General features: G+C 59.4%; 20 protein-coding genes and 1 pseudogene. 13 read left to right on the top strand and 8 right to left on the bottom strand.

All coding sequences use genetic code 11. The annotated features are described in order from the left end of the window. Positions 1-49: 49 nt before the first annotated feature. The 3 genes from K2Q04_RS01655 to ald are packed head-to-tail and all read right to left on the bottom strand — an operon-like array spanning position 50 to position 4097. On the bottom strand, positions 50-1591 hold the full coding sequence (locus tag K2Q04_RS01655) for a CoA-acylating methylmalonate-semialdehyde dehydrogenase (protein ID WP_291158383.1): 1542 nt from the start codon (positions 1589-1591) through the stop codon (positions 50-52). A 22-nt stretch (positions 1592-1613) separates the two neighbouring features. After that, positions 1614-2963: an aspartate aminotransferase family protein gene (locus K2Q04_RS01660; protein WP_291158386.1), complete on the bottom strand. Its 1350-nt coding sequence runs from the start codon at positions 2961-2963 to the stop codon at positions 1614-1616. An 18-nt stretch (positions 2964-2981) separates the two neighbouring features. After that, positions 2982-4097: an alanine dehydrogenase gene (gene ald / locus K2Q04_RS01665; protein ID WP_291158389.1), complete on the bottom strand. Its 1116-nt coding sequence runs from the start codon at positions 4095-4097 to the stop codon at positions 2982-2984. 202 nt (positions 4098-4299) lie between these two features. Here ald and K2Q04_RS01670 point away from each other — a divergent pair, with 202 nt between their 5' ends. From K2Q04_RS01670 to K2Q04_RS01690, 5 genes and pseudogenes are all read left to right on the top strand, one after another. Beyond that, the gene (locus K2Q04_RS01670) at positions 4300-5787 is read left to right on the top strand and encodes a PLP-dependent aminotransferase family protein (RefSeq protein WP_291158392.1); all 1488 of its coding nucleotides are present in this window, start codon (positions 4300-4302) and stop codon (positions 5785-5787) included. A 279-nt stretch (positions 5788-6066) separates the two neighbouring features. Next, positions 6067-6198 (top strand): annotated as a pseudogene (locus K2Q04_RS01675) (alanine racemase C-terminal domain-containing protein); the annotation flags it as partial. 31 nt (positions 6199-6229) lie between these two features. After that, positions 6230-7483 carry a D-amino acid dehydrogenase gene (locus K2Q04_RS01680; RefSeq protein WP_291158394.1) on the top strand — a complete coding sequence of 418 codons (1254 nt, stop codon included), beginning with the start codon at positions 6230-6232 and terminating at the stop codon, positions 7481-7483. Positions 7484-7874: 391 nt separating this feature from the next. Further along, the gene (locus K2Q04_RS01685; protein WP_291158397.1) at positions 7875-8426 is read left to right on the top strand and encodes a flavin reductase family protein; all 552 of its coding nucleotides are present in this window, start codon (positions 7875-7877) and stop codon (positions 8424-8426) included. Between the two features lie 172 nt (positions 8427-8598). Continuing rightward, a complete protein-coding gene (locus K2Q04_RS01690) occupies positions 8599-9273 on the top strand; it encodes a hypothetical protein (protein ID WP_291158400.1) in 675 nt (224 codons plus the stop codon). Between the two features lie 166 nt (positions 9274-9439). On the opposite strand, the gene K2Q04_RS01695 is transcribed toward K2Q04_RS01690, so the two are convergent. After that, entirely contained in the window at positions 9440-10948 is a 1509-nt protein-coding gene (locus K2Q04_RS01695; RefSeq protein ID WP_291158403.1) for an APC family permease, read from the bottom strand. 274 nt (positions 10949-11222) lie between these two features. Between K2Q04_RS01695 and tnpB the strand changes: the two genes are divergently transcribed. From tnpB to K2Q04_RS01715, 5 genes are all read left to right on the top strand, one after another. Then, positions 11223-11483 (top strand): IS66 family insertion sequence element accessory protein TnpB, encoded by a 261-nt coding sequence (tnpB, locus tag K2Q04_RS01700; RefSeq protein ID WP_291158406.1) that lies wholly within the window; start codon positions 11223-11225, stop codon positions 11481-11483. 396 nt (positions 11484-11879) lie between these two features. Continuing rightward, positions 11880-12974: an LLM class flavin-dependent oxidoreductase gene (locus tag K2Q04_RS01705; protein ID WP_291158409.1), complete on the top strand. Its 1095-nt coding sequence runs from the start codon at positions 11880-11882 to the stop codon at positions 12972-12974. Further along, positions 12971-13765, top strand: coding sequence for a glucose 1-dehydrogenase (locus tag K2Q04_RS01710; RefSeq protein ID WP_291158412.1), 795 nt, complete (start codon positions 12971-12973; stop codon positions 13763-13765). Before K2Q04_RS01705 ends, K2Q04_RS01710 begins: the two co-directional genes overlap by 4 nt. A gap of 294 nt (positions 13766-14059) precedes the next feature. Then, entirely contained in the window at positions 14060-14404 is a 345-nt protein-coding gene (locus K2Q04_RS22150) for a cupin domain-containing protein (RefSeq protein ID WP_366935730.1), read from the top strand. 151 nt (positions 14405-14555) lie between these two features. Continuing rightward, positions 14556-15317, top strand: a complete 762-nt coding sequence (locus tag K2Q04_RS01715; RefSeq protein ID WP_291158415.1) for a glucose 1-dehydrogenase — start codon at positions 14556-14558, stop codon at positions 15315-15317. Between the two features lie 195 nt (positions 15318-15512). Here the strand turns inward: K2Q04_RS01715 and K2Q04_RS01720 are convergent, their stop codons facing one another. From K2Q04_RS01720 to K2Q04_RS01735, 4 genes are all read right to left on the bottom strand, one after another. Continuing rightward, the gene (locus K2Q04_RS01720) at positions 15513-16379 is read right to left on the bottom strand and encodes an RHS repeat-associated core domain-containing protein (RefSeq protein WP_291158418.1); all 867 of its coding nucleotides are present in this window, start codon (positions 16377-16379) and stop codon (positions 15513-15515) included. Next, entirely contained in the window at positions 16304-18409 is a 2106-nt protein-coding gene (locus K2Q04_RS01725) for a glycine-rich domain-containing protein (protein ID WP_291158421.1), read from the bottom strand. Before K2Q04_RS01725 ends, K2Q04_RS01720 begins: the two co-directional genes overlap by 76 nt. A gap of 858 nt (positions 18410-19267) precedes the next feature. Continuing rightward, a complete protein-coding gene (locus K2Q04_RS01730) occupies positions 19268-19624 on the bottom strand; it encodes a helix-turn-helix domain-containing protein (protein WP_291158424.1) in 357 nt (118 codons plus the stop codon). Positions 19625-20632: 1008 nt separating this feature from the next. Next, on the bottom strand, positions 20633-20863 hold the full coding sequence (locus K2Q04_RS01735; RefSeq protein WP_291158427.1) for a hypothetical protein: 231 nt from the start codon (positions 20861-20863) through the stop codon (positions 20633-20635). Between the two features lie 152 nt (positions 20864-21015). On the opposite strand from K2Q04_RS01735, the gene K2Q04_RS01740 reads away from it, so the two are divergent. Genes K2Q04_RS01740 through K2Q04_RS01750 form a run of 3 tightly spaced genes read left to right on the top strand, consistent with a single transcriptional unit; the run spans position 21016 to position 22819 of the window. Beyond that, a complete protein-coding gene (locus K2Q04_RS01740) occupies positions 21016-22311 on the top strand; it encodes a DNA methyltransferase (protein WP_291158429.1) in 1296 nt (431 codons plus the stop codon). After that, on the top strand, positions 22308-22676 hold the full coding sequence (locus K2Q04_RS01745; RefSeq protein ID WP_291158432.1) for a DUF5681 domain-containing protein: 369 nt from the start codon (positions 22308-22310) through the stop codon (positions 22674-22676). The genes K2Q04_RS01740 and K2Q04_RS01745 overlap by 4 nt, the downstream gene beginning before the upstream one ends. Continuing rightward, entirely contained in the window at positions 22676-22819 is a 144-nt protein-coding gene (locus tag K2Q04_RS01750; RefSeq protein WP_291158435.1) for a hypothetical protein, read from the top strand. Before K2Q04_RS01745 ends, K2Q04_RS01750 begins: the two co-directional genes overlap by 1 nt. The last annotated feature ends 122 nt before the right edge of the window (positions 22820-22941 follow it).

Genomic DNA, 22941 nt, shown 5'->3' on the forward strand with positions numbered 1-22941 from the left:
AATAGGCCAATCCCTTGCGGGTGTCCAAGGTGGGTGTTTGCGGAACTCGTCATTTCACTGTTGGGAATGCGAACTCGGGGCCTTTTCCAATGGCGTTGGGCCAGCGCTGCATCACAGCCTTGTGCCGCGTGTAGAAGCGAACCCCCTCAGGCCCGTAGATGTGCTGATCGCCGAACAGGCTGCGCTTCCACCCGCCAAATGAATTGAAGGCCATTGGTACCGGCAGCGGCACGTTGATGCCGACCATGCCGACGTTGATGGTGCGCGCGAACTCACGGGCGACGCCGCCGTCGCGCGTATAGATGGCAACACCATTGCCGTACTCGTTGCCGTCGATGATCTCGATCGCGGCCTTCAAGTCCGGAGCGCGGACGACGCACAGCACCGGGCCGAAGATCTCCTCCTTGTAGATGATCATGTCCGGCGTCACGTGGTCGAACAATGTCCCACCACAGAAGAAGCCGGTCTCGAAACGTTCAACCGTAAAGCCGCGGCCATCGACAAGCAAAGCCGCATTCTCTTCCACGCCCTTGGCGATCAGCCTTTCGATACGCTGTTGCGCAGCAGCTGTGACAACGGGGCCCATCTCTGCATCCGCTGCATTGCCTTCTGTCACCCTAATGGCTCTCACCCGCGGGGCGAGCTTCTCGACAAGCGCGTCGCCAACGTTACCAACAGCAACAGCGACCGAGATCGCCATGCAGCGCTCGCCGGCCGAGCCGTAGGCCGCGCCGATCAGGGCATCACAGCATTGATCGAGGTCGGCGTCCGGCATGATGACCATGTGGTTCTTGGCCCCGCCCAGTGCCTGCACGCGCTTTCCGTGCGCGGTGCCAGTGGCATAGATATATTCGGCGATCGGCGTCGAGCCGACGAAGCTGATCGCCTCGACGTCGGGATGCCTCAGCAGCGCATCGACCGCAACCTTGTCGCCCTGCACGACATTGAAGACGCCGTCGGGCAGGCCCGCCTCCTTGAGAAGATCGGCGATGACGAGGCTCGGCGAGGGATCGCGCTCGGAGGGCTTGAGCACGAAAGTGTTGCCCGTCGCGATGGCGATCGGGATCATCCACATGGGAACCATCGCCGGGAAGTTGAACGGTGTGATCCCGACGCAGACGCCGAGCGGCTGGCGGATCGACCATGCGTCCATGCCGCGCGATATCTGCTCGGTATACTCGCCCTTCAGAAGCTCGGGAATGCCGGTTGCGAACTCGACGACATCGATAGCGCGCGCCACCTCGCCGAGCGCATCCGACAAGACCTTGCCGTGCTCACGGACGATATGCTTGGCAATCTCGGTCCGATGCGACTGCAGAAGAGCGAGGAAACGGAACAGCACCCGAGCCCGGGTCAGCGGAGGCTCCTGAGACCAGGCGGGAAACGCGGCTTTGGCAGCGGCGACCGCAGCATTGATCTCTTCAGTATCGGCGAGGTGGACAATGCCGGCGGGAGCACCCAACGCCGGATTGAAGACTTCAGCCGTACGACCCGAGCGCGAGCGGATTCGGGTCCCGTTGATGTAATGAGTGACGACGTAAGTACCGTCGGCTTGCCCATGCGATGGGGGAGCGCTTTCGAGAATGGTCATTTTTCCGTTTCCCATTACGATATCAGGCATCCGGGCTAGTAACACTGCGGATCACGTTGCCGAGTGTTTCGCACATGGACGCGAGTTCCTGCTTGGTCGAGATGAAGGGCGGACCGACAGCGATGGTGTCGCCGGTGAAACGAACCAGCAGGCCATTGTCGAGCGCGCGCTCGAAGACGCGCAAGGCACGCAGCCCCGGACGTCCTTCGAAAGGCTCCAGGTCAATTGCGGCGGCTAAACCGAAGTTGCGGATGTCGAGGATACCCGTCGTGCCTCTCAGCGCATGGATGCCATTTTCGAGAGCGGGCTCGAGCGCGCGGGCACGGACTATGAGCCCTTCCTTCTCCATGATGTCCAGCGTCGCATGCCCTACGGCGGCGGCCAGCGGATGACCGGAGTATGTGTAGCCATGGAAGAATTCGACACTCTCCTCGGGCCCGGTCATGAACGTCTCGTAGATCTCCTGCGAGGCAATTACGCCCCCCATGGGAACGGTGCCATTGGTCACGCCCTTGGCGAACGTCAACAGATCTGGCCTGACGCCGACACGCTCGGCCCCGAAGTTGGTGCCGAGACGGCCGAACCCGGTGATGACCTCATCGAAGATCAAGAGGATTCCGTGTCGGCTGCAGATATCGCGCAGACGCTGCAGATAGCCAACCGGCGGCACAATGACGCCGGCCGATCCCTGTAGCGGCTCGACGATGACGGCGGCGATGGTCGAGGCGTCATGGAGTGCCACGAGGCGTTCCAGATCGTTCGCGCGATGGGCCCCCCAAGTGGGTTGTCCACGCGAGAATGCCATGTGCTCACGGCTGTAGGTATCCGGCAGGTGATCGACGCCAGGCATCATAATCGGTGCGAACGCTTTCCGGTTGGCCACCATGCCGCCCACGGAGATGCCGCCCATACCGACGCCATGATAGCCACGCTCGCGGCCTATGATGCGGAAACGCTGGCCTTCGCCGCGCGCGCGATGATAGGCGATCGCCAACTTGATGGCAGTATCGACCGACTCGGAACCAGAGTTGGTAAAGAATACCTGATCGAGCCCTTTCGGCGCCATCGCCGCAACGCGTGCGGCAAAGCTCAACGTGACCGGGTTGCTGATCTGGAAGGCGGTCGCATAGTCGAGCGTCTCGGCTTGGCGCTTCAAGACCTCGGCGATATGCGGATGGCCGTGCCCGAGCGGGCAGCACCAGAGGCCCGACAGGCAGTCGAACAGACGACGTCCGTCCTCCATGGTGAAATAGGCGCCTTTGGCCGACGCGATGATCTTGGGATGGCGCTTGAAATAACGGTTTGCAGTGAAGGGCAGCCAATAGTGCCGCAAGCCTTCTGACACGCCCGAATTGTGAAGCTGGACATTCATGGGATCACTCCACGAGGATTAACTGGCGAGTGCCTTGTGTGGCTCGACGTATGTACGGTTGAGAGCGGATGCCACCGCATCGTTGGTCACAACGCCCTTGTGGACGTTGAGGCCGTTCAAGAAATGCGGATCGCGTTTCAAGGCGTCGACGCCATGATTGGCCAACGCAAGGACGAACGGCAGCGTGGCATTGTTCAGGGCGTGCGCAGATGTGCGTGGTACGGCGCCGGGCATATTGGCCACACAATAGTGGATCACATCGTCGACCACATAGGTGGGTTCGTCGTGCGTTGTGGGACGAGATGTTTCACAACAGCCGCCCTGATCTATCGCCACGTCGACGATGACGGAGCCGGGTTTCATGCGGCGCACGATTTCGCGGGAGATGAGCTTCGGTGCGGCCGCACCTGGCAACAGTACACCGCCGATCACCAAGTCAGCGGTGGTGCAATGGTGCTCGATAGCATCCCGAGTCGAGAATACCGTATTCAGCGGGCGGCCGAATTGTTTCCAGAGGTTTCGAAGCACATCCACATTGCGGTCGAGGCACCAGACCTCTGCTGCCATGCCTAGCGCGATATGGATCGCGTGCGTTCCAACCACGCCGCCACCGATAACGACGACCTTCGCCGGGTCAACGCCGGGAACACCGCCGAGAAGGGTGCCAAGACCTCCATGCGCCTTCTCAAGAAAGTACGCTCCGGCCTGGATCGACAAGCGGCCTGCCACCTCCGACATGGGAGCGAGCAACGGGAGCGTGCCATGCTGGGAGGTTACGGTCTCATACGCAATGCATGTTGCGCCACTGTCGATGAGATCGTTCGCTTGATCGGGATCCGGCGCGAGATGGAGGTAGGTGAATAGGATTTGGCCGGGCCGGAGTTGCTTGCGTTCGATAGCTTGGGGCTCTTTCACCTTCACGATCAATTCAGCCTTGGCGAAGACTTCGGCTGCGGTCTGGACGATGGTTGCTCCGGCGGCTTCATAATGAACATCGGTCGCGCCGATGCCGGCTCCCGCGCCAGCTTCAACGAGGACCGTGTGGCCGCGTTCCGTCAGTTCGCGCACGTTCGCAGGTATGAGGCCCACGCGGTACTCCCGCACCTTAATTTCCTTGGGAACACCAACGAGCATCGGGGCCTACCTCTTGTTTTTTCGCGCTTTTTGTAAGTAAAGGCCGCTCTAATGACGGCGATGAAACCTGCTCCCCTTTTAGCGGCGACGGGCGTTGCGACCAATACACTTTACCGATACACTCATCACAATTGCAATAAACTGTATTGCAATGCATGTCGCAGTGTACAGGTTCGAATCCCTAGACGGATTGGATGGCGGTATGGCTGAGAGCCCCGAGAGATACGCTAAGTCGAGATCCGGCCCGGCGTCACGACAGTTTGCCGTTGAAATCGACCGATCGAGTGGCGTGGGGCTGGTCGAGCAGATCGCGAGCAAGCTAAGCGAGGCCGTAGCCAACGGGCATTTGACGCCGGGGTCAAAGCTACCTTCGGTGCGCAAGCTCGCCGAGCAACTTGGCGTAAGTGCTTTTACGGTGGCCGGCGCATACGATCTTCTGACGGCACGTCACGTGGTTTCGGCGCGACGAGGGGCGGGATACTTCGTCCCTCAACGCGGAAGCTTGGTGTCGCTGGTTCCGGAGGAAGCCCGAGCGGAAGCAAGCAGCATCAGCGACTTCTGGCTATCATCAGATGTCTTCGCACATGGCCGGCTGCTTGCTTCACCCGGATGCGGATGGCTTCCTTCTGACTGGTATTCCGATCGAACGGTCATCAGCAACGCTATCAGGCGCGTCGCCCGATCAAAACCCGAACAACTTGTAAGTTACGGGCATCCCGCTGGCTACCATCGTCTGCGCCAACATATCGCTCGCGAACTAAGCGAACGCTCACTCACAATCACCCCAGACCAGATCGTGCTCACGCATGGCGTCACGCATGCGCTGGATCTGGTTGTCCGGACCTGTTTGCAGCCCGGCGACGCGGTGCTCGTGGAAAGCCCGGGATATTCTAATCTGAATGGTTTGATTGCTCGACACGGCTGCAAGCTGTTGCCCGTCGCCCGCGGACAAGACGGCTTGGATCTCGATGCGGCGGCTCAGCTTGCACAGATGCATCGGCCAAAGGCCATGTTTGTGACGACGGTGTTGCACAACCCGCTAGGCACGACATTACGGCCAACAGACGCGTATCGGCTGCTGGCCTTAGCAGAACGGTTCCACTTTCTCATCATCGAAGATGATATCTGCCGCAGGTTCGGAACGGATTTTGACCCGTGTCTGGCTGCAATGGATGGGTTGTCGCGCGTCATCTCTGTGAATGGCTATTCGAAAACGATCGCACCATCGCTTCGGTCTGGATACGTCGCCTGCAACAGGAATATGGTCGAGGACATTTTGCGCACCAAGATGGTGACAGGTCTCACCACGTCGGAAGTGAGTGAGCGCATCGTCCTGGAGGTCTTGTCCGATCCGAACCATCGGCGGTCCGTCGAGCGCATCTCCACTCGCATGACACAAGCCCGCGAGGCCTACCGCTCGGTCTTGGAAGAGGCGGGCCTTTGTCTTCTTGCAGTTCCTGACGGCGGGATGTTCCTCAGCGCAGGCTGGCCGGTGGCGCCGACCAAGACTTGCGATGCGCGGCACATTGCCGAGGACGCTTTGAAGGAGGGTTTGATATTGGCGCCGGGAAACTTCTTCCATGTCTCGCCGCCGGATCGTATTTGGTTCCGGTTCAACGTAGCGCATCAAGACACGGAGCGATTGCAGACATTCTTGCGCCGCGTACCTCAACGTTACGGCTGGCATTGACAGTTAGGCCGATGGTTCGAACGGCGGTGGGAGCATAAAATGGAAGATCAGCGTCGTCAGATTGCTCGATCCCCCCCACCTTCGATGCTCTCATCGAACGCTTCTGGAAGATCAAAGTCTAAGGGAACTGCCTCGGGATCGGCGCAGCTCGCTGAATGGTGTGATCGGTTGCTTCAGCTTTTCTGCCTCGTGCCGACCTTCATAGTCGCTTGTCTCGCGGTGCTCTGTCGCCGCCGCGACGCGAGGACTTTTCGGATCGAGAAGCTCGAATGGATGCGCGTCACGCCCGGCAGCCTCGTCGAGATCATCGGTTCGCACCAGACACTGGATACGCTGGCGGCCGATGCCGGAACGATCTCCTACGAGATCCTGACCCGGCTCGGCCATCGTTACTGTCGTCACTATTGCTGAGTGCGCACGAGATCCAAACGAGAGGCTACCCATGAAAATCGTCATTCTCGGCGCAGGCGTCATCGGCGTGACGTCTGCCTACTACCTCGCCAAGGCCGGTCATCATGTGACCGTGCTCGACCGCCAATCGGGTTCGGCCCTCGAGACCAGCTTTGCCAACGCGGGCGAGATCTCGCCGGGCTACGCCGCGCCCTGGGCCGCGCCGGGCCTTCGGATGAAGGCGGTCCGATGGCTGTTCATGAGGCACGCGCCGCTCGTTATTCGTCCGACAGCGGTTCCGGGTGCTTGGCGCTGGATGGCCGGCATGCTGCAGAACTGCTCGGCTGCCCGCTATGGCGTGAACAAGGCGAGGATGGTGCGCCTTGCCGGGTACAGTCGCGATTGCCTGATCGCGCTGCGTCATGAGACAGGCATTGCCTACGATCAGCGGTCTCTCGGGACCCTGCAGGTCTTTCGCACACAGAAGCAGCTCGACAGCGCCGGGAAGGACATCGACGTGCTTCGCCGGAGCGGCGTGTCGTTCGAGCTCTTGGACCCGGCCGGCTGCGCCACCGTCGAGCCAGGGCTCGCACCCGTGCAGCACAAGATCACCGGCGGCCTGCGCATACCGCACGACGAGACGGGCGACTGCTTCAAGTTCACGAGCGAGCTGGAAAGAATGTGCCGCGAACTCGGCGTCGCATTCCGCTTCGGCCTCGAGATCCGGCGCCTGCGTGCCGACGGCAGACGCATCGCCGCTGTCGAAACGTCCACAGATGTCCTGGAAGCCGACGTCTTCGTCGCCGCGCTCGGCAGCTACACGCCGGCCCTGTTGCGGTCCCTCGGCCTGCAGCTACCGGTCTACCCCGTGAAGGGGTACTCGATCACGCTGCCGATTGTCGACGAGACCCGCGCGCCGGTCTCGACCGTGATGGACGAAACATACAAGATCGCAATCACGCGCCTTGGCGACCGCATCCGGGTCGGCGGCATGGCAGAGATCGCGGGCTTCAATCGTGACCTTCCGGACGCGCGGCGTGCAACGCTGCGCCACTCCGTCGAGGACCTCTTCGGCGGTGCCGGCGACCAGGCGGCGAGTACGTTCTGGACCGGTCTGCGTCCAATGACTCCGGACGGCACGCCGGTGATCGGCGCTACCCGCTACGCGAACCTCTTCCTCAATACCGGCCATGGAACGCTCGGCTGGACGATGGCATGCGGGTCCGGCCGCGTGCTGGCAGACCTGATCGGCGGCAGCAAGTCGGAGATCGAGACGAAGGATCTCTCTCTTGAACGTTACCGTTAGCAGAGTCGCCCAATTGGCTTGCGCGCTTAAAGCTGAATCACGCTGAGGCGGCGCGTCAGGACTGTCCAAGCTCGATCAGTTCATGTCCACCCGGAGAAATTGCCGGAAATACTCGTGCTGAGGCACCAGGCTGAGCATGTTCGACGTGGCGTAGCAGCCAAATCGGACACCTGTGCAGGGCAGCACGTTCGGCACGCTAAGCTTTAGGCTCGCGATCACCCGCTTACTCACAGAACGCGGCGCTAAAGTCATTGCCAAGGACATCTCACAGCCGCACCGGTTGGCCGAACGAGGCCGGCAACGACCATTGACGTAGGAGCCTGCCGTCACTATAATTTCAACAAATGTCCAAATTACAATTGGATCGCCGCAGCATGAGTTGGGGTCTGAGATGACGGCGTTGGCAAGCTATGATGACCGGGCGCTCGGCGTATTGCGTGAAGCGAACTGGCCAGATGTCTCCGAACAGGACTTCAAGACAGCCGTGGGGTCGTTCCCCACCGGTGTAGTAATTGTAACCGGAGAAGACGAAGACGGCCCCTTCGGGCTGACAATCCAGTCCTTCATGTCCTTGTCGATGGTCCCGAGGCTGGTACTAATCTCTGTTGCCAGGACATCGGCAACGCTGCCCCGGATTCAACGGGCAGGGCGATTCTGTGTCAACTTGCTCGACGACACTCACTCCGAGCTCGCCCTCCACTTCGCCAAAAGTGCCCGCGGGGTCAACAAGTTCGATGGCATCAACTACTCGAGGAAGGGTACGGACGGCTCTCCGGTCTTTCCGGGCTCGCTCGGATGGATTGAGTGCAGCGTGTTGCGGACGCACCTCGAAGGCGATCACGTGCTCCTGGTCGGTGCGGTAAAGGAAGCCGCGGTCAGCGAAGAGCCGACAGTTAGACCTTTGATCTTTTGGCGTTCCAGCTTCGTGTCGGTCGATCCCTGAGGCATCGCTTTCGGCCAGACATTCCTACGCGGGCGATCCACCATGATGGTTTGTCGATGACCGCGACATAAGGATCTCATCCAGATTGCCGCCGCCCCTCCCGGATTGTCCTGCAATATTGTACTGTGGCCCGCCGTAGCGGTTCATCGTCAATAGAGAGGGAGATGCAGAATTGGGGTCTGAGGTTGAGGAGTCAGAGTTGCCTCGAACGAAGCGCGCGCACAGCAAGCGCGGTAGTGATGCGGAGCGTTCACTGCTCGAAGCGACGCTGCGTGTCGTCGCGCGCGATGGCGTCAAGAGCGTAACCCACCGCAAGGTCGTCGCGGAGGCCGGTCAAGCGTTGGGCAGCACCCACTACTATTACGAAGATCTCGACGACCTGATCCTCACGGCCTTCGCGCACTACGTCGAGCTGATGGTGGAGAAGTACTCGCACACGCTCGACGCTGTGACCAAGGAGGAAGAGCTGCTGGATGCCATTTTGGTTCTCCTCGATGCTCTCCGGACCGACCAGCAACTCTCCACCTTGATGTACGAGCTGTACGCCCAGGGTGTGCGCGACGAGCGTTACCGGCGGCTGGTCATGCACTGGTCGGGAGAATCGAAGAAGGCCCTCAAGAAGTTCTGCACTGCACAGACGGCGAACGAGATCGAAGCGATCTGGGATGGCATGGCGGTCCAGTCGCTACTCACCCTGTCGGTGCCCGCTGACCGCGAGATCAAGCGCCTGTTGCGCGCGGTTCTGGAACACGGGCGGGCGAAGAGCTCGGTCGCGCGTCGCCCTGCTGCACGCAAGGCGGCGACGCGAGCCACGAAGGACGACGTGAGAATCTCCGGGCGCCGGTAGAGGCTGAGCCGACGCGGACAGGGGTCCGCGTCGGATTTGTCGGTGCGTGAGGTGAAAACGCGGGGTCGCCGGGCAAGTGCTATACGGTATGACGTGATCGGCCGGCTACCTATTCACCCCGGACCGGTCACGCCATAACGTCAACCTTGACTGCACCGCGATCAGATCACGAGCGAGCGAAGCGTTCCTTGCGCAGTCGCTCGGCGACCTCGATTGCGTCGCCCTCCGCTCCGCTTGAGTGTCCGTACGGCTGAGCGATGACCATGTAGAGAACGCCGGACCCGGTGACAACGGCTAGTCCGATGAGTACGATCCAACGGTCAACGAAGTTCAGGCTAGCATTTCCCGGCCACGCGAGGAGCACCATCGCGATGATGCCGTAGACGAGCGCGAGTACGTTGACAATTCCGCCCGCCCATCCCAGCGTCCACGGTCCAGCGGGGGACCAGCCCTTGAACCGCTGCCGCAGCGCTGCGAGGACGACCATCTGGAAGCACACGTAGATGCCGATGACGGCGAACGAGGTCACCTGGACCACGCTATCGGGCTTGAAGTAGAGCCAGCTGTTGATCACCATCGGAACGCTGCAAGCGACGATCATGGCGTTGCGCGGGACGGCTCCGCCGCCGGCGACCTCCTCGTGCAGGCGCGAGAGCCAGCGTGAGCCGGGGACCATGTTGTCGCGAGCGAAGCTGTAAAGCAGCCGGCTCAACGCTGCCTGCTGGGAGAGCGCCGCGGAGAGGAAGATCGTGGCAGCGACGATGAGGAACAACTCGATCCCAAGTCGACCGGTGCTGGCTTCGACGATGGCAGGAATGGGATCTGTGACCTCGCCGTTGACGATCTGTTGAAGGTTCGGTGCTGCGAGGATGAAGCCCGCATAGGACACCACGGCGCCGATCAGGCCGACGACGATGGTCATGATCATCGCCACCGGAATCTTGCGTTCCGGCTCCTCGACTTCTTCGGCGACGTCTCCACACGCTTCGAATCCGTAGAACTGCCAAAGGCCGACCAATGCCGCCAGCAAGAACGCGGCGAGGTAGGAACCTTCCTTTGCGACACCCATGCTATCGAAGAGCACGCTGAAGGGGTGGTGACGTTCGAATGCCAGGAGGTAAAGGCCGAGTGCCAGTACGCCGACAAGCTCACAGATGAACCCGATCTTGGCCACCATCGCGAGTGTTTTGGTGCCCATGCTATTGAGCGCGAATGCGAATAGGCACAGGCCCTGAGCGATCAGGAGTGTCCGCAGGCTGCCGGCATGGTCGATTCTGAACAGCTGGCCGAGGAATGGGACAGCGAACTGGACAACCGCTGTCGTAGTGACAGCCAGGGACCACATGTAGATCCAAGCGGCCAGCCAGGCGAACTTGCGGTCCCACAGACGGCGCGCCCATGGGTAGATGCCGCCTGTGATTGGGTATTGCGAGACGATCTCGCCGAAGACGAGGGCGACGAGGAGTTGCCCCGCGGCGACGATGAAGAACCACCAGATCGACGGTGGACCAGCGATCGCGAGACCGACCGCGAAAATCGACAAGACGCCCGCTCCTGGCGAGAGATAGGTGAAGCCCAGGGCGAAGTTCGAGACTAGGCCGATCGAACGTTTGAACCGCGTCGAACCGGCGTTCGACCGCTCCGTGACTGTGGTGTTCGGTATGATGCTGGTCATTGGGTAACCCTCCCTCGGTCCGGATTTAGCTGCGGGCACTGCAGTCCCTGAGTGGGCGCCCGAAACTTGGACACTTGTTGAAGATTTGGCGAATGTAGGTCGCCGCATATCACGCCGTCAATAGGTGGATTCAACGTGAGCATCGTCTGCGCTGGACGGCGGCTCGTCGTGATTGCAATGTCGGCGGGCGGTGTACGTCCTATTTGGCGATGGGGCCGACCGACATGAGAACGGGCTCAAACGACCTCTCGGTTCCTGGCGCCGGACACACTGAATGGCAACACTGAATCAGGACTCGTTCGCCAGGCACCTGTTCGTGTTCCACGGCAAGTTCGGCGATCTCGTCATGATCCTCGACTGGGACGGCCAGGGCTTCTGCCTGTTCGCGAAGCGGTTGGAAAGGGCCGCTTCGTTGGCTGATTACGAAAGAAGGATCGATGACGCTGACGCCGGCATAGTTTGTCGATGTTGCTGGAAGACATCGATTGGCGGGCTCCACAGTCGACGCTCGCTGGATGAACCCGAAGCAATTTAGGTCAGCGGCTTGCGGACGGCTGCCGATCTTCCCGGCGACATTGAAACCTCGCAGGCGCTGATCGCGTGCGACGACAAGCTTGCCGTTGCGAAATCGACGTTCGTTGCCAAGACGCTGAAAGCCAAAGAGCTCGAGCTATCGCGGTTGAAGCGCATGCACTTTGGCCAGTCGTCCGAGCGCATCGAGCGCGAGATTGTGCTGCGGAAGTTAAAGAGGTCACCTGACCACAGCCGTCAGAAGGCGCTTGCGATTCAACAAGGCAACAAGCGCGCTTGTTACGACCTCGCTTCGCGATCGACGCCCCTTGACAGTGAACGAACGACGGACCTATTTTCAACATCTGTCCAACTTTTTGGTTGGCAGAGGGAGTCGAGACAAGAAGGAGGGAAAGCCCCCATGCAGTTTGGAATCTTCAACATCCCCTACTCCAGGGGATACGCGCACGGCAGCAGGACCGTTCGAGACGTGATCGAATGGGACCTTCAGATCACCAAGTGGGCGGATGCGTACGGCCTCGACGAGGCCTACTTCGCCGAGCATTTCACCTTGGGCGGTGAGCCCAGTCCCTCACCTGAAGCCATGATCGCAGCGGCATCTCAGGTCACGCAGAAGATCAAGCTCGGTGCGGCAGCGCACCTGCTCGCCTACCACAATCCGATCGCCCTTGCGCATCGGATGATGTGGATCGACCACATGACCGGCGGCCGCTACATCGCCGGCTTCGCGCCCGGAGCGTTCCCCAGTGACGCGCAACTATTCAACACCGGGAAGAACAATCCACAGATGATGGTCGAGGCTCTCGACATCATTGACGCGGTCTGGAACCGTAAGGGACCGTATCGCATCGAGCGCACGTACTGGACCGTCGATATGCCCGCATACTGCGAGGACATTCACGGCCCGCACTTGACCCCCAAGCAGGAAAAAATTCCGGTCATCATGACAGGGATGCAGCCGAAGTCGCCGACGCTGTCGGTGGCTGGCCAGCGTGGCTACTCGCCGATGAGCCAGCAGGTGCACGCAGGCGTCCTGCGCGAGCACTGGGCGACCTTCGCCGAGGCTGCCAAGAGCGAGGGCTACACGCCGTGCCGCTCCGAGTGGCGTATCTGTCGCGACGTGTTCGTCGCCGACACCGATGCCGAGGCCCGCGTCGGCTACCTCAACGGCTCAATGGGCGACCTCTGGGGGAACTACAACATCCCGACGTTTATCAAGCTGGGGATCGGCAAATACATCTCCGGTGATGCGATCGCCGAAGAGGATTTGTCGGCGGAGTGGATGGCCGAAAACTTCCACATCGTCGGTTCGCCAGAGACCGTCGCGCAGAAGATCGAGACCCTGTACCGTGAGGTCGGCGGTTTCGGAACCCTGATCTCTTTCGGCCACGAGTACGTGGACAACCCGGAGATCTACCGCCGTAACTTCGAGCTTCTCGGAACGAAAGTCGCGCCGCTCCTGGCCCACCTCGATGGCAGGGAGTGCAACGCGTGAGCCAACCCCGGAAAAAACAAAACGTAAGGGCTGGCCGGGTCGCGGGCAAGATCATACTCGTCTCGGGTGGCGCCAGCGGCATGGGCGCCGCCCACGTCACTCGTCTCTCCGAGGAAGGCGGGACGGTCTACCTAGCCGACCGCGACGTGGAACGGGGTAAACAACTCGCCGCGGAACTCGCCGCGCGCCAGCTCGACGTCCGCTTCGTTGAACTCGACGTCACGGACGAGACCAGCTGGCGCGCTGTTGCATCGCTCATCACCAACGAGAAAGGGCGACTGGACGTGCTGATCCATAATGCCGGCGTTCTCAGCCTCTCCTCGCCCGAGGAGGCCACCGACGAAGAGTGGGAACGAACGATCGCGATCAATCAGACCGGCATCTTCCGTGGCACGCGGGCACTGATGCCGCTGGTGCGGCTCGGGCGCTCACCTTCGATCATTAACATCTCCTCGATCTTTGGTCTAATCGGGGCCGCGGGCTACTTCGCCTATATGGCCTCGAAGGGCGCAGTCACTCTGATGACCAAATCAATGGCCGCGACCTATGGGCCCGAGGGAATTCGGTGTAACAGCGTGCACCCCGGATACATCTCCACTCCGATGCTCGAACAGGAGATGCGCGGACTGCCCGCGGGGTCCGCTGAGGCGATTCACGGGCAGATCCCCCTGCGTCGGTTCGCCGACCCGAGTGAGGTCTCGGCGGCGGTGCTGTTCCTTGCGTCGGATGAGGCCTCGTACGTCTCGGGAGCAGAGATCGTCGTCGACGGCGGCCTGCTCTGCTGCCGCTGAGAGCGCTCCTTCCGAGATCTGCGGCCGGTCGTGAGGGCCACCCTCGCTATCGGCCGCACCAACATCACAGCCCAGACGCCATGCGGGCAGCCATCATCGTCGTCGGCAGCTTGGCGCGCGAGGAAAAGCTCGAGGCGATCTGGAACACCACCCGTCCCGACTTCAAGAGGATCGCCAGCGATGCAAATCCTGGTACCTAGCCGATCGAACACCGCAGCGAAACTCTCATCGGCCGCTCGGTCGCGCCCAACTTCATCAAAGGGAGATGACGATGAATATCGCTCGTAAGACACCATGAGTTCACTTGTTGCTCTTCGGCACGTTGCCGTCCGCGCAGCCAATCTTGAAAATCAAGCCTCTCTTCAGTCGAGCGCTGGTTCGATCAGCCTGCTTCCCATCTGGCGGAGAGGTGGCCAGACGCACGGGATATGGCAAATGACTCCTGGAACTCTGACCGGTGTGTCTGGCCCTGAAACCGTAGTGGTCCTCGAAGGCAGGGCGGAGGTAACGGTGCAGCCAGGTGGCAGAACATTTCACCTGAATCCCGGCGACTTGTTCGTTCTAGACGAGAACGAAACAGCCACATGGAAGGTGTCAGAAACCATCCGCAAATTTTATGTCACGAACCGGGATCCGTAGACCCGAGATAGGGAGGTGCCAGTTCCTCCATGTTTGTACCGCGATAATTTAAACCGACTGCGTAGTGCTCGTTGAGCAACAATCGGCTGGCACGTTCCGCTCGTGCGTTGTTCGCAGCAGCGTCTGTGCAGAAAGTGGTCAAGAAAGGAACATGCAGATGAGGCTTGAAGGCAAAGTTGCTGTTGTTACGGGGGCCGCTCGCGGACAGGGTGCCGCTGAAGCTGAGCTTTTTGCGAAGGAAGGCGCAAAGGTAGTTGCGACTGATGTCAATTTTGATCTGCTTGAATCTGTAGTTCAGGAAATACGCAAGAAATATCCAAATAGCACGATTGGGCTAAAGCACGATGTGACAAGCGAGACGGACTGGAAACAAGTTGTTTTGGCCGCTGAAAGTGCATTTGGTCCGATTACGGTCCTCGTGAACAATGCTGGCATTCTGAGAACCAAGCACTACTCAGACGTGACGTTTGACGAATGGAGCATCACGATGAATGTGAATGCTTGGAGTCAATTTGTCGGCATCAAAACCGTTTCCGAGTCAATGAAGAAAGGCGGCGGTGGCTCTATAGTCAACATCGGGTCAATTGCGAATCATATGAATACTGACGGCTTGAACGCGTACGGCCCCAGTAAAGGTGCGGTCGAAGGCTTGACGCGAAATGCTGCGGCGGAACTAGCGCCGCTGAATATACGCGTCAATTCAATTCATCCGGGTGAGGTGGCAACTCCAATGCTGTTTGAAGTTGTCACAGAAGAGGATATTCAGGCTCGCGTTCATATCATTCCGTTGCGAAGGCTTGGGCAGCCCATTGATATCGCGAACCTCGCGCTGTTCCTGGCCAGCGATGAGTCGAGCTATATGACGGGGTCGGGAATTGTTATCGATGGTGGCGTCAGCGTGGCCTATACATAGCGCATAAGCTGATACTCAGCATTTGCTTCAATCGTTCTGTATTTAGCCCTTGGAGCCTGATCCACTCGAAAAGTGGATTGGGCTCTTTAAATCGGGCTCTTTAAGATGACTAACGAAAATGACCTCACCGCTGCCATAGAATCCAAATATCACGTGCGTATTGACATTCTCCACAACCACGTCGGCACTCAGGTCCTACGCACCCAGTACAATGCCGAAGGCAGCGGAAGCAGAAGGTTCCGTATAGAATCCGGATGGGTCGAGAGAGCCAGCAGGGTCCCATGCCGCTTGTATCTGGCCTCCAATTGAAGGTCCAAGTGTAGGGCCTAGGTAAAACTGTACGGCCCAAGGATCAGTAGAGATATCGGCACCCACCGTCGCGCCCGCGTACCATGTGCCCATACTTGCGCTTCCTTCGAGCGTACTCCGCCCAGTTGGGTCTTTGCCGACTATCGGATTGTCATTGCCATATGCATAGCTGTTCAAGCTCTGCGGATTCTCTAACGCGTGCTTCCCATCCTTCGTCAGCCCAATTTCCCAGAACACTGGATCTTCGCTCGTGAACTGCCCACGCGCCGGATCGTAGTAGCGGGCATTGAGGTAGGAGAGTGATGTCGGGCTGTCGGCGAATTGGCCGATGTACTGCCGGCTCTCGATCGGTGTGCCAGAGTTCACGCGCGCCGCACCGTAGGGATAGTAGTCGAGCGTCTGCGCCGGCGTGCCGCTCGCATTCGTGACAATCGCCGTCGACCCGAGTTGATCAGCATGCACATAGGAAACAGTCGGGGATAGCGTCGTGGTCGCCGCCTTAAAGGCGACCGCTATCATGGACCAGTTCGCGCTTGCGCTCCCGGTGTAGGTGTCGGTGTAGGCCGTCGAGCTTGTGGCGAGCGTGTAGCTGCCGGCGCCCAGGATGCCGTTTCGGAGCTTGTAGAGCGCAGTGCGGCTTGTCGTGGCGTCTGTGGAAGCTAGGCGCGTGAGCGCCGTCACGATGAGGTCGCTCGTAACGGTCGTGGTGGCAGTAACGGCGGGATTGCCGGTTGACCCAAGTTTGCATGACATGACGTCGATTGGATTTGTCTGCGAGATGCCGGAAAGGAGCGTAGCGGCGAGCTTGAACTCGGTCGTTGTGCCGACGAGGTTACGGTGATCGTCGAAGATGCCGACGAAGGATTGATCAGATACCAGACCTCGGTGCGGGCGGTGGACTGGCGCGTGGTCGTCGCGAAGGTGAGCGAGGTCGTGCCGGAGCCAGTGATGAGGTAGGCGCTCGCGATCGAGCCGATGCCCGCCGTCGCCTGCTGGATATTGGCGGTGAGGACAAGAATCGTATTCGAAGCGGTTGATGTCGCGATGAGCCATTGCCGTGTGGTGGTGCCGGTGGTCGCTGTCGAGTATTTGGTGGTCGTACCCACAACTGCCGGGATCGCGGTCGCGAAGAGGGAAGGGGGCGTGTCGATAGTCGCGAGCAAGAGATCGCCGAGGAACACATAATCGGTGCTCGTCGCGGTCGTCGTGCCCACGAGCATGCGCGAGAAGTAGCGGCTCGGATAATGGATGATGGCGGTGCCGGTCTGCTGGAACATGCGGGCACCGGAGGCGTCGTAGCCGTAGGTCGTGGTAGCACCGCCGACAATCGACTGATTCATGCGGTTGAGGTAATCGTAGGCGTAGTTTGTCGTGCCTTGCGACGTGACATTGCCGTTGTTGTCGTAAGTGTAGGAGACGCCGCCGACGGAAGTCGGCGCGTCAGGATTCGCGTATCGCGTCTGCGCGTAGCCGTAACTCGTCGTCGTAGCACCTACGACGCTCGTGATGTTACCGAGCGCATCGTACGCATAGGTGAGCGAGTAAGGTGAAGTCGACGAAGCCGTTGTGGATGCTGTTAAGAGGCGATCGAGGTTGTCGTAGGTATAGGCAGCGCTGCGAGGGGGCGTTGTCGATCCGTTGTCAGTGATGCTCGTGATGTTGCCGACGGAATCGTAGGAATAGTTCAGATCCAAGAGGGGATAGACGAGCGTCGTAGTAGCGGTCGTGGTCCCTGTTTGTGTGACCGTGAAAGTTCCGCTCGAAGTAAACGTATGAATTGTATCCGAGGTGGTCGTAGAAATAGTACCGCCGGTCGCGACGACGGAACCCGTCGGGTAGCGAATAATGACAATGCCTGAGCCGCCGTTTCCGCCCGATGCGATACCGCCGCCAGAGCCACCGCCACCGCCGCTTCCAGAATTCGCCGTGGCATTCCCACCTATTGAGCCGCCGTTTCCGCCGCCCGCCTGACCGAGTCCTGAAGCCGTGCATGAGCCAGAAGCAGAACAACCACCGCCTCCACCACCCGCATACGCAGTGCTCGACCCAGATAACGATGAGAGCGTGCCTGAGCCGCCGTTCCCACCGTTATTAGTGCCGCCGTTCGAGCCCGTTCCCCCGTTTCCGCCTCCGCCTGTAAGATACGGCGACGTGCCGCTCTGGCTTCCACCGGCATTCGAGTTACCGCTCGCGCCGCCGGAAGATGTGCCCTGCGCCCCGCCTCTAGCGGTCGACGTGGCAAAGCTGCTGCTTGATCCAGCAGCGCCATCGTTTCCACCGGTGCCACCCGCACCACCGGCGCCAGCTGTGATGGCATAGGCTTGTGGAGAAACGTAATTTGTAGATGAAGCGACTTGACCGCCGCCGCCGCCGCCTCTTCCTGCAAAGGGGCTATTTGAAGAGGCACCGCCTCCACCACCGCCGACTGCGAGATCATAGACCGGTTTGCTTACAGGCACCTGGATTTGGACCGTCGAGCTGGTCGCGGTGAGGAGACGCGAGAGCCGATAGAGATTGGCAGCGTCGTATGTGTAGGAAGTGATGATACCGGAGGGATAAACGATCGAGCTGATTTTGCCGTTCGGTGCGTAGTCGATAAATGACGCGATTGAGCTCGTCGCGCCGTTCGCTGCAGTCGAGGTCACCCCATTGATAAGACCACCCGATCCGAAACTGTAATCGGCGCGCGAACCGCTCGGATATTTAATTTCAGTCGTGTTTCCCTGCAGATCATATGTACTAGTAACCGGGTAGCTGATGCCAGCGATTGTCGTCGTTGCCACCGAGACGCGACCCAGGATGTCATAGCCGTCAGTTGTCTTTGCTGACGTGGAAGAGGCGGCGCAGAGATAGGCGCCCCACAACGCCTAACGTGACGCACCGCGCGTCCGATGCCCCGCAGTCGAGGGGGCGTTCGGCGGTGCCGGCCGACCTCGTGCCGTCAGCCGAGCCCGCGATCGGCGCTCCACGTGCGCGAAAATGAGCGCTCTGTTTGACCGCACGGAAGAGCACCACCAAACGCGGGCGAGTGCCGCCAGTTCCGTCGTTAGTGTGGTGTTGCGCAAGCTTACACACACTCGACGGAATGGCGGCACGAGGTCGGGCGGCAGCCCGACAAAGGGGGTGGGGGGAAATGCGCGCATTTGCAGTCTCTTGCGCTTCGCGAGGCCTCTCGCCGGGCCTACAAACGCGCGTAGGGGCGCTTGTAGGGGCAAAAAGATATCGGACGCGTTCGATACCGCGTATCGCGACGTGTTCGATATCTGAGAATTGCAGCTTGAAATGCAATTCAGCCTTAGAAAATGGGGGTTATTGACGAGTGCGGGTGAGCGTTGCGTAATGCGTCGCACAATAACTTTTTTGCGACACGCAAAATGCGTTCTGTCAAGTCAGCTGCTTTACTTGGATCGGCTGGGGGGTGAATGTCACCCTTGAAATGCAACACAACCGTCGCTGCCTTCATTGATGGATTTTGCATTTCGTATCCATTTTAAAAAGACGGGTCCCCATACTGGGTGTTTTTAATATGGGTCTTTTCATACTGGGTATTCTTATAAGGAGAGACCGGAAGAATTGGCCGCTCTAGAGCGGCAATTTCTGCCGGTCTGGTGTGGCCACCGTTGCCGGTCTGGTGTGGCAGCTCATTTTCCCGTCCCTTTCTTGAGGGTGATGTGGAGCTTGTAGAGGTTCGTTTGTCCTAAGCCCCGCTGCTCGACTTCGAGGAAGCCGGCGGCCTCGAGCTCTTTAAGGTAAGTTCGGATGCTCCTCTCCCCTGCTCCCATATCGATCGCGAGCTTTTGTTGGCCTGGAAAGCACGCGTCATCGCTCCACGCGTACTTGAGCAGCATGGCGTACGCGAGCTTGGCACCCACAGAGAGCTCCTTGTTCGTTAGTACGAAGTTCGGAACCTGGGTGAAGCCATAGCGCGTCGCGGGATCGGCGCCGATGATCTCGATGTTGCGTTTGAGCTCTGTGAGGCGGCTGCTGATGTGCTCCATAGCGCCCCCCCCATTATACCCCTTAGCGCTCGCGCAATGGCGTTATCAACAGAGCCGGTGGCACGCTTCGCTACTATCCTCGATTGGTGCCTTCGTCCTGGTGTTGCGGCGATCCGGGGTTGAGGCGTAACACGAGGTCTTGGAGGCCCTTGATGAGAAAGTTTGTCTCGCGGGCTCGTTCAGTGAGCTCGCCAATCTGTGTATCCTTCTGCTTCACTTGGTCTCTCAAGAACTCAACCTCGCCCTCAAGACGCGTGATGTAGCGATCGTCGCTTGCGTGAGCAGCAATCGTGGTGGCCTGCGAACCATGGTCTGTCGCCCCTTGTCGTTGTCTGTCGTCGCCCGTCGGAGCTCCGATTTCAGTTGTTTCTCTTTGTGCAGGAGTTTCGGGTGGCAATTCTTGTCGCGACCGGTCGCGACTTGGCGCGTCCTGTCGCACTGGTCAATTCTTCAATCTGAGAGATGTGGCGGGCAATCGATTCCGGAGTGATCATGTACCGCGTGCCGAAGGTCGTTTCCTGCCGGAGGCAGTCGAGATCACCTTTCATGCAATAGCGCTGGATGCTGCGGAGTGTGCGTGGGTGGCCCGCGTGTTCGTAACGGATGAGGGCGTCCTCGATTGTGACGGTGTACTGGTCGCGGTTTGTCGCGACAGGTCGTGGTGCTCGGGGCCCTCAAACATATGTCCAGAGTATAGCGCGTCGGGCACGGCGCTTTGCGTCTATCCACACCACGCCGAAGGCTCGCGCCGTGCGTACCGCGCGCACCCGGCCGATAGTCGGAAGGGCCCGCGCGAGACGGAGCGCGTGGGAACGTGCGAGCTCATCGTTTCCGAGGCAGTGATGAGGCACTAGGAGAAAGTGGGGTGGATCTCAATTCGGTAAGTTGCTGATTTTATTGGCTGTGCTGGCAGTCTGCGGCGAACCCGTCTCTCCAGGAAATTCCCTGATATGGGCTGATTTACAGGGAATTCCGCATAAAGCGGCCTCCGGATAGTTGGAACTGCATTCAATAACCGCTGATCCACGGGCATTTCTGAAAAAAATTCCCTACTGGAGCTAGCAGGGAATTCACGACCAGCATCAGAGCAATTCGTCTTTGGAACAGGTTGACGCGCAAATGCGTACCTAATCCGGTGGGATATCCAAAATTCAAAAAAATGGCCGAGAACATTTCGGCCAGCTGGAAGCTTACTACAGAGTGACGTTGTTCGCCGGAGCGTTTGGAAGAGTTCGCCATCCCGGTCTTAGTTGCGTTTGCGCATCACTCATTGACGATACACGGGGCGCGCGAGAACTTCGCGCTGGGGATATATGGCGCGAACTTCTCGAGACAAAATCCGGGCGACTGCATTCGAACATCCAAGGATTGAGCTGCGGACTCTCCGGGCGTTGAAGGCCGCGCATCGAAATGCGCGGACGCATTCGGCGAAGCAAATCCGTCAGATCGCTGACAGCATTGATGCCTTCGGTTTCGTCAATCCCGTACTCATCGATGCCGAAGACCGCATTGTCGCCGGGCACGGGCGGGTTGAGGCCGCTCGCAAATTAGGCTTGGCGACAGTGCCGGTGATCTGCCTCGACCACCTGACCGAGGCAGAGTTGCGCGCCTATGCGATTGCAGACAACCGGCTCGCGGAGCTGTCCGGCTGGGACAAAGACGTTCTCGCGATTGAATTGGCAGATCTCGTCACGATTGACAGCGATTTTGATGTGTCGGTGACGGGCTTCGACCATGCCGAGATTGATTTGGCGATCCAACGACAGCCCGACCCTCCAGATGTCATGGATGAGCTACCAAAGGTTCCATCGGCTGAGGAAGCTATTACGCGCGTCGGAACGCTGTGGTGCCTCGGCGAGCATCGCATCATTTGCGGCGATGTCCGCGATCGAGATGTAGTCGCGCGTTTGATGGACGGCGATCGAGCAAGAATGGTTTTCACCGATCCGCCCTATAACGTGCCGATTGATGGTCATGTGTCGGGCCTCGGCCGGCAGCGTCACAAGGAGTTCGCCGTCGCCAGCGGAGAAATGAGCCCCAAAGAATTCACCGAGTTTTTGGAAGTCGCCTTGGGCAATCTTGCGTCGGTAAGCAGCGATGGGTCACTCCATTATGTGTGCATGGATTGGCGGCATCTCGGCGAACTCACGGATGCAGGAAAGCGTGTCTACGCGGAACTCAAGAACCTCTGTGTTTGGAATAAAACGAATGGAGGAATGGGCTCGTTCTATCGATCGAAGCACGAGCTTGTCTTCGTCTACAAATTGGGGCGCGCTAGCCACACGAACAACATCGAACTTGGGCGTTTTGGACGTTACCGTTCAAACGTCTGGGAATACGCCGGCGTCAACACGTGGCGGAAGGGCAGAGACAACGATCTGTCTGATCATCCGACGGTGAAGCCGGTGTTGTTGGTGGCTGACGCAATCCAAGATGCCAGTAACCGCGGCGATATCGTGCTCGACGGTTTTGGTGGTGCTGGCACGACACTGATGGCCGCTGAAAAAGTCGGCAGACGAGCACGAGTCATTGAATTGGAACCGCGGTATGTCGACGTCACGGTCCTGCGTTGGCAAAAATTGACCGGGCAACAAGCGACCGACGCCGTCACGAGCCGCCCGTTCTCCGAGATCCAAGCGGGCGGCCGTTCGAACAGCATGAGGAAAAGAAGGTCGTCCCGATCTTGAAGAAGAGCAAATATCGTGTCGGGTACGGCAAGCCACCCAAACATTCGCGTTTCAAGCCCGGTCAGTCAGGCAATCCCAAAGGACGACCGAAAGGTGCTCCAGGGTTTAAGGCTGAACTTGAGAAGGAGCTACGACAGCTCATTACCGTCACGGAGGGAGGCCGAACGCGAAAGCTCAGCAAACAACTAGCCATGATCAAGGCATTATGTGCAAAGGCGCTGAAGGGAGACGTGAGGTCCGTTCAGCTGATCCTTGGCCACTGCAGTGATCGCAACGAACGCGCAGCACTGCAGCCTAACGAACTCGATGCGTTGGACCAAGCGATCATCGAAGCGTTTAGGCGCCGATCCGGACAGGAAGAGTAATGGCTTCGCTGAACAACGGAGAAATTTTCGACGCCATACTGCGGCAGGATTTGGCCTCCTTCATCGCCAAAGCTTTCGCGACGGTCGATGGCAGTCAGCCATTCACACCGAATTGGCATATGACCTTATCGCGGATCGGCTAATGCGCGCCTATCGTCGCGAAATTAAGCGCCTGATCATCACGCTGCCGCCACGAAATCTAAAATCTATCTCCGCGTCCGTTGCCTTCCCGGCGTGGGCGCTGGGAAAGAACCCCGCTCTGCGT

Source organism: Hyphomicrobium sp., from assembly GCF_019753045.1.
Taxonomy (GTDB): Bacteria; Pseudomonadota; Alphaproteobacteria; order Rhizobiales; family Hyphomicrobiaceae; genus Hyphomicrobium_B.

Coding starts and splice junctions, on each gene's coding strand:
- K2Q04_RS01655 (WP_291158383.1), bottom strand. CDS start 1,591: ATGACCATTCTCGAAAGCGCTCCCCCATCGCATGGGCAAGCCGACGGT.
- K2Q04_RS01660 (WP_291158386.1), bottom strand. CDS start 2,963: ATGAATGTCCAGCTTCACAATTCGGGCGTGTCAGAAGGCTTGCGGCAC.
- ald (WP_291158389.1), bottom strand. CDS start 4,097: ATGCTCGTTGGTGTTCCCAAGGAAATTAAGGTGCGGGAGTACCGCGTG.
- K2Q04_RS01670 (WP_291158392.1), top strand. CDS start 4,300: ATGGCTGAGAGCCCCGAGAGATACGCTAAGTCGAGATCCGGCCCGGCG.
- K2Q04_RS01680 (WP_291158394.1), top strand. CDS start 6,230: ATGAAAATCGTCATTCTCGGCGCAGGCGTCATCGGCGTGACGTCTGCC.
- K2Q04_RS01685 (WP_291158397.1), top strand. CDS start 7,875: ATGACGGCGTTGGCAAGCTATGATGACCGGGCGCTCGGCGTATTGCGT.
- K2Q04_RS01695 (WP_291158403.1), bottom strand. CDS start 10,948: ATGACCAGCATCATACCGAACACCACAGTCACGGAGCGGTCGAACGCC.
- tnpB (WP_291158406.1), top strand. CDS start 11,223: ATGGCAACACTGAATCAGGACTCGTTCGCCAGGCACCTGTTCGTGTTC.
- K2Q04_RS01705 (WP_291158409.1), top strand. CDS start 11,880: ATGCAGTTTGGAATCTTCAACATCCCCTACTCCAGGGGATACGCGCAC.
- K2Q04_RS22150 (WP_366935730.1), top strand. CDS start 14,060: ATGAGTTCACTTGTTGCTCTTCGGCACGTTGCCGTCCGCGCAGCCAAT.
- K2Q04_RS01715 (WP_291158415.1), top strand. CDS start 14,556: ATGCAGATGAGGCTTGAAGGCAAAGTTGCTGTTGTTACGGGGGCCGCT.
- K2Q04_RS01720 (WP_291158418.1), bottom strand. CDS start 16,379: ATGTCATGCAAACTTGGGTCAACCGGCAATCCCGCCGTTACTGCCACC.
- K2Q04_RS01730 (WP_291158424.1), bottom strand. CDS start 19,624: ATGGAGCACATCAGCAGCCGCCTCACAGAGCTCAAACGCAACATCGAG.
- K2Q04_RS01735 (WP_291158427.1), bottom strand. CDS start 20,863: ATGGCGAACTCTTCCAAACGCTCCGGCGAACAACGTCACTCTGTAGTA.
- K2Q04_RS01750 (WP_291158435.1), top strand. CDS start 22,676: ATGGCTTCGCTGAACAACGGAGAAATTTTCGACGCCATACTGCGGCAG.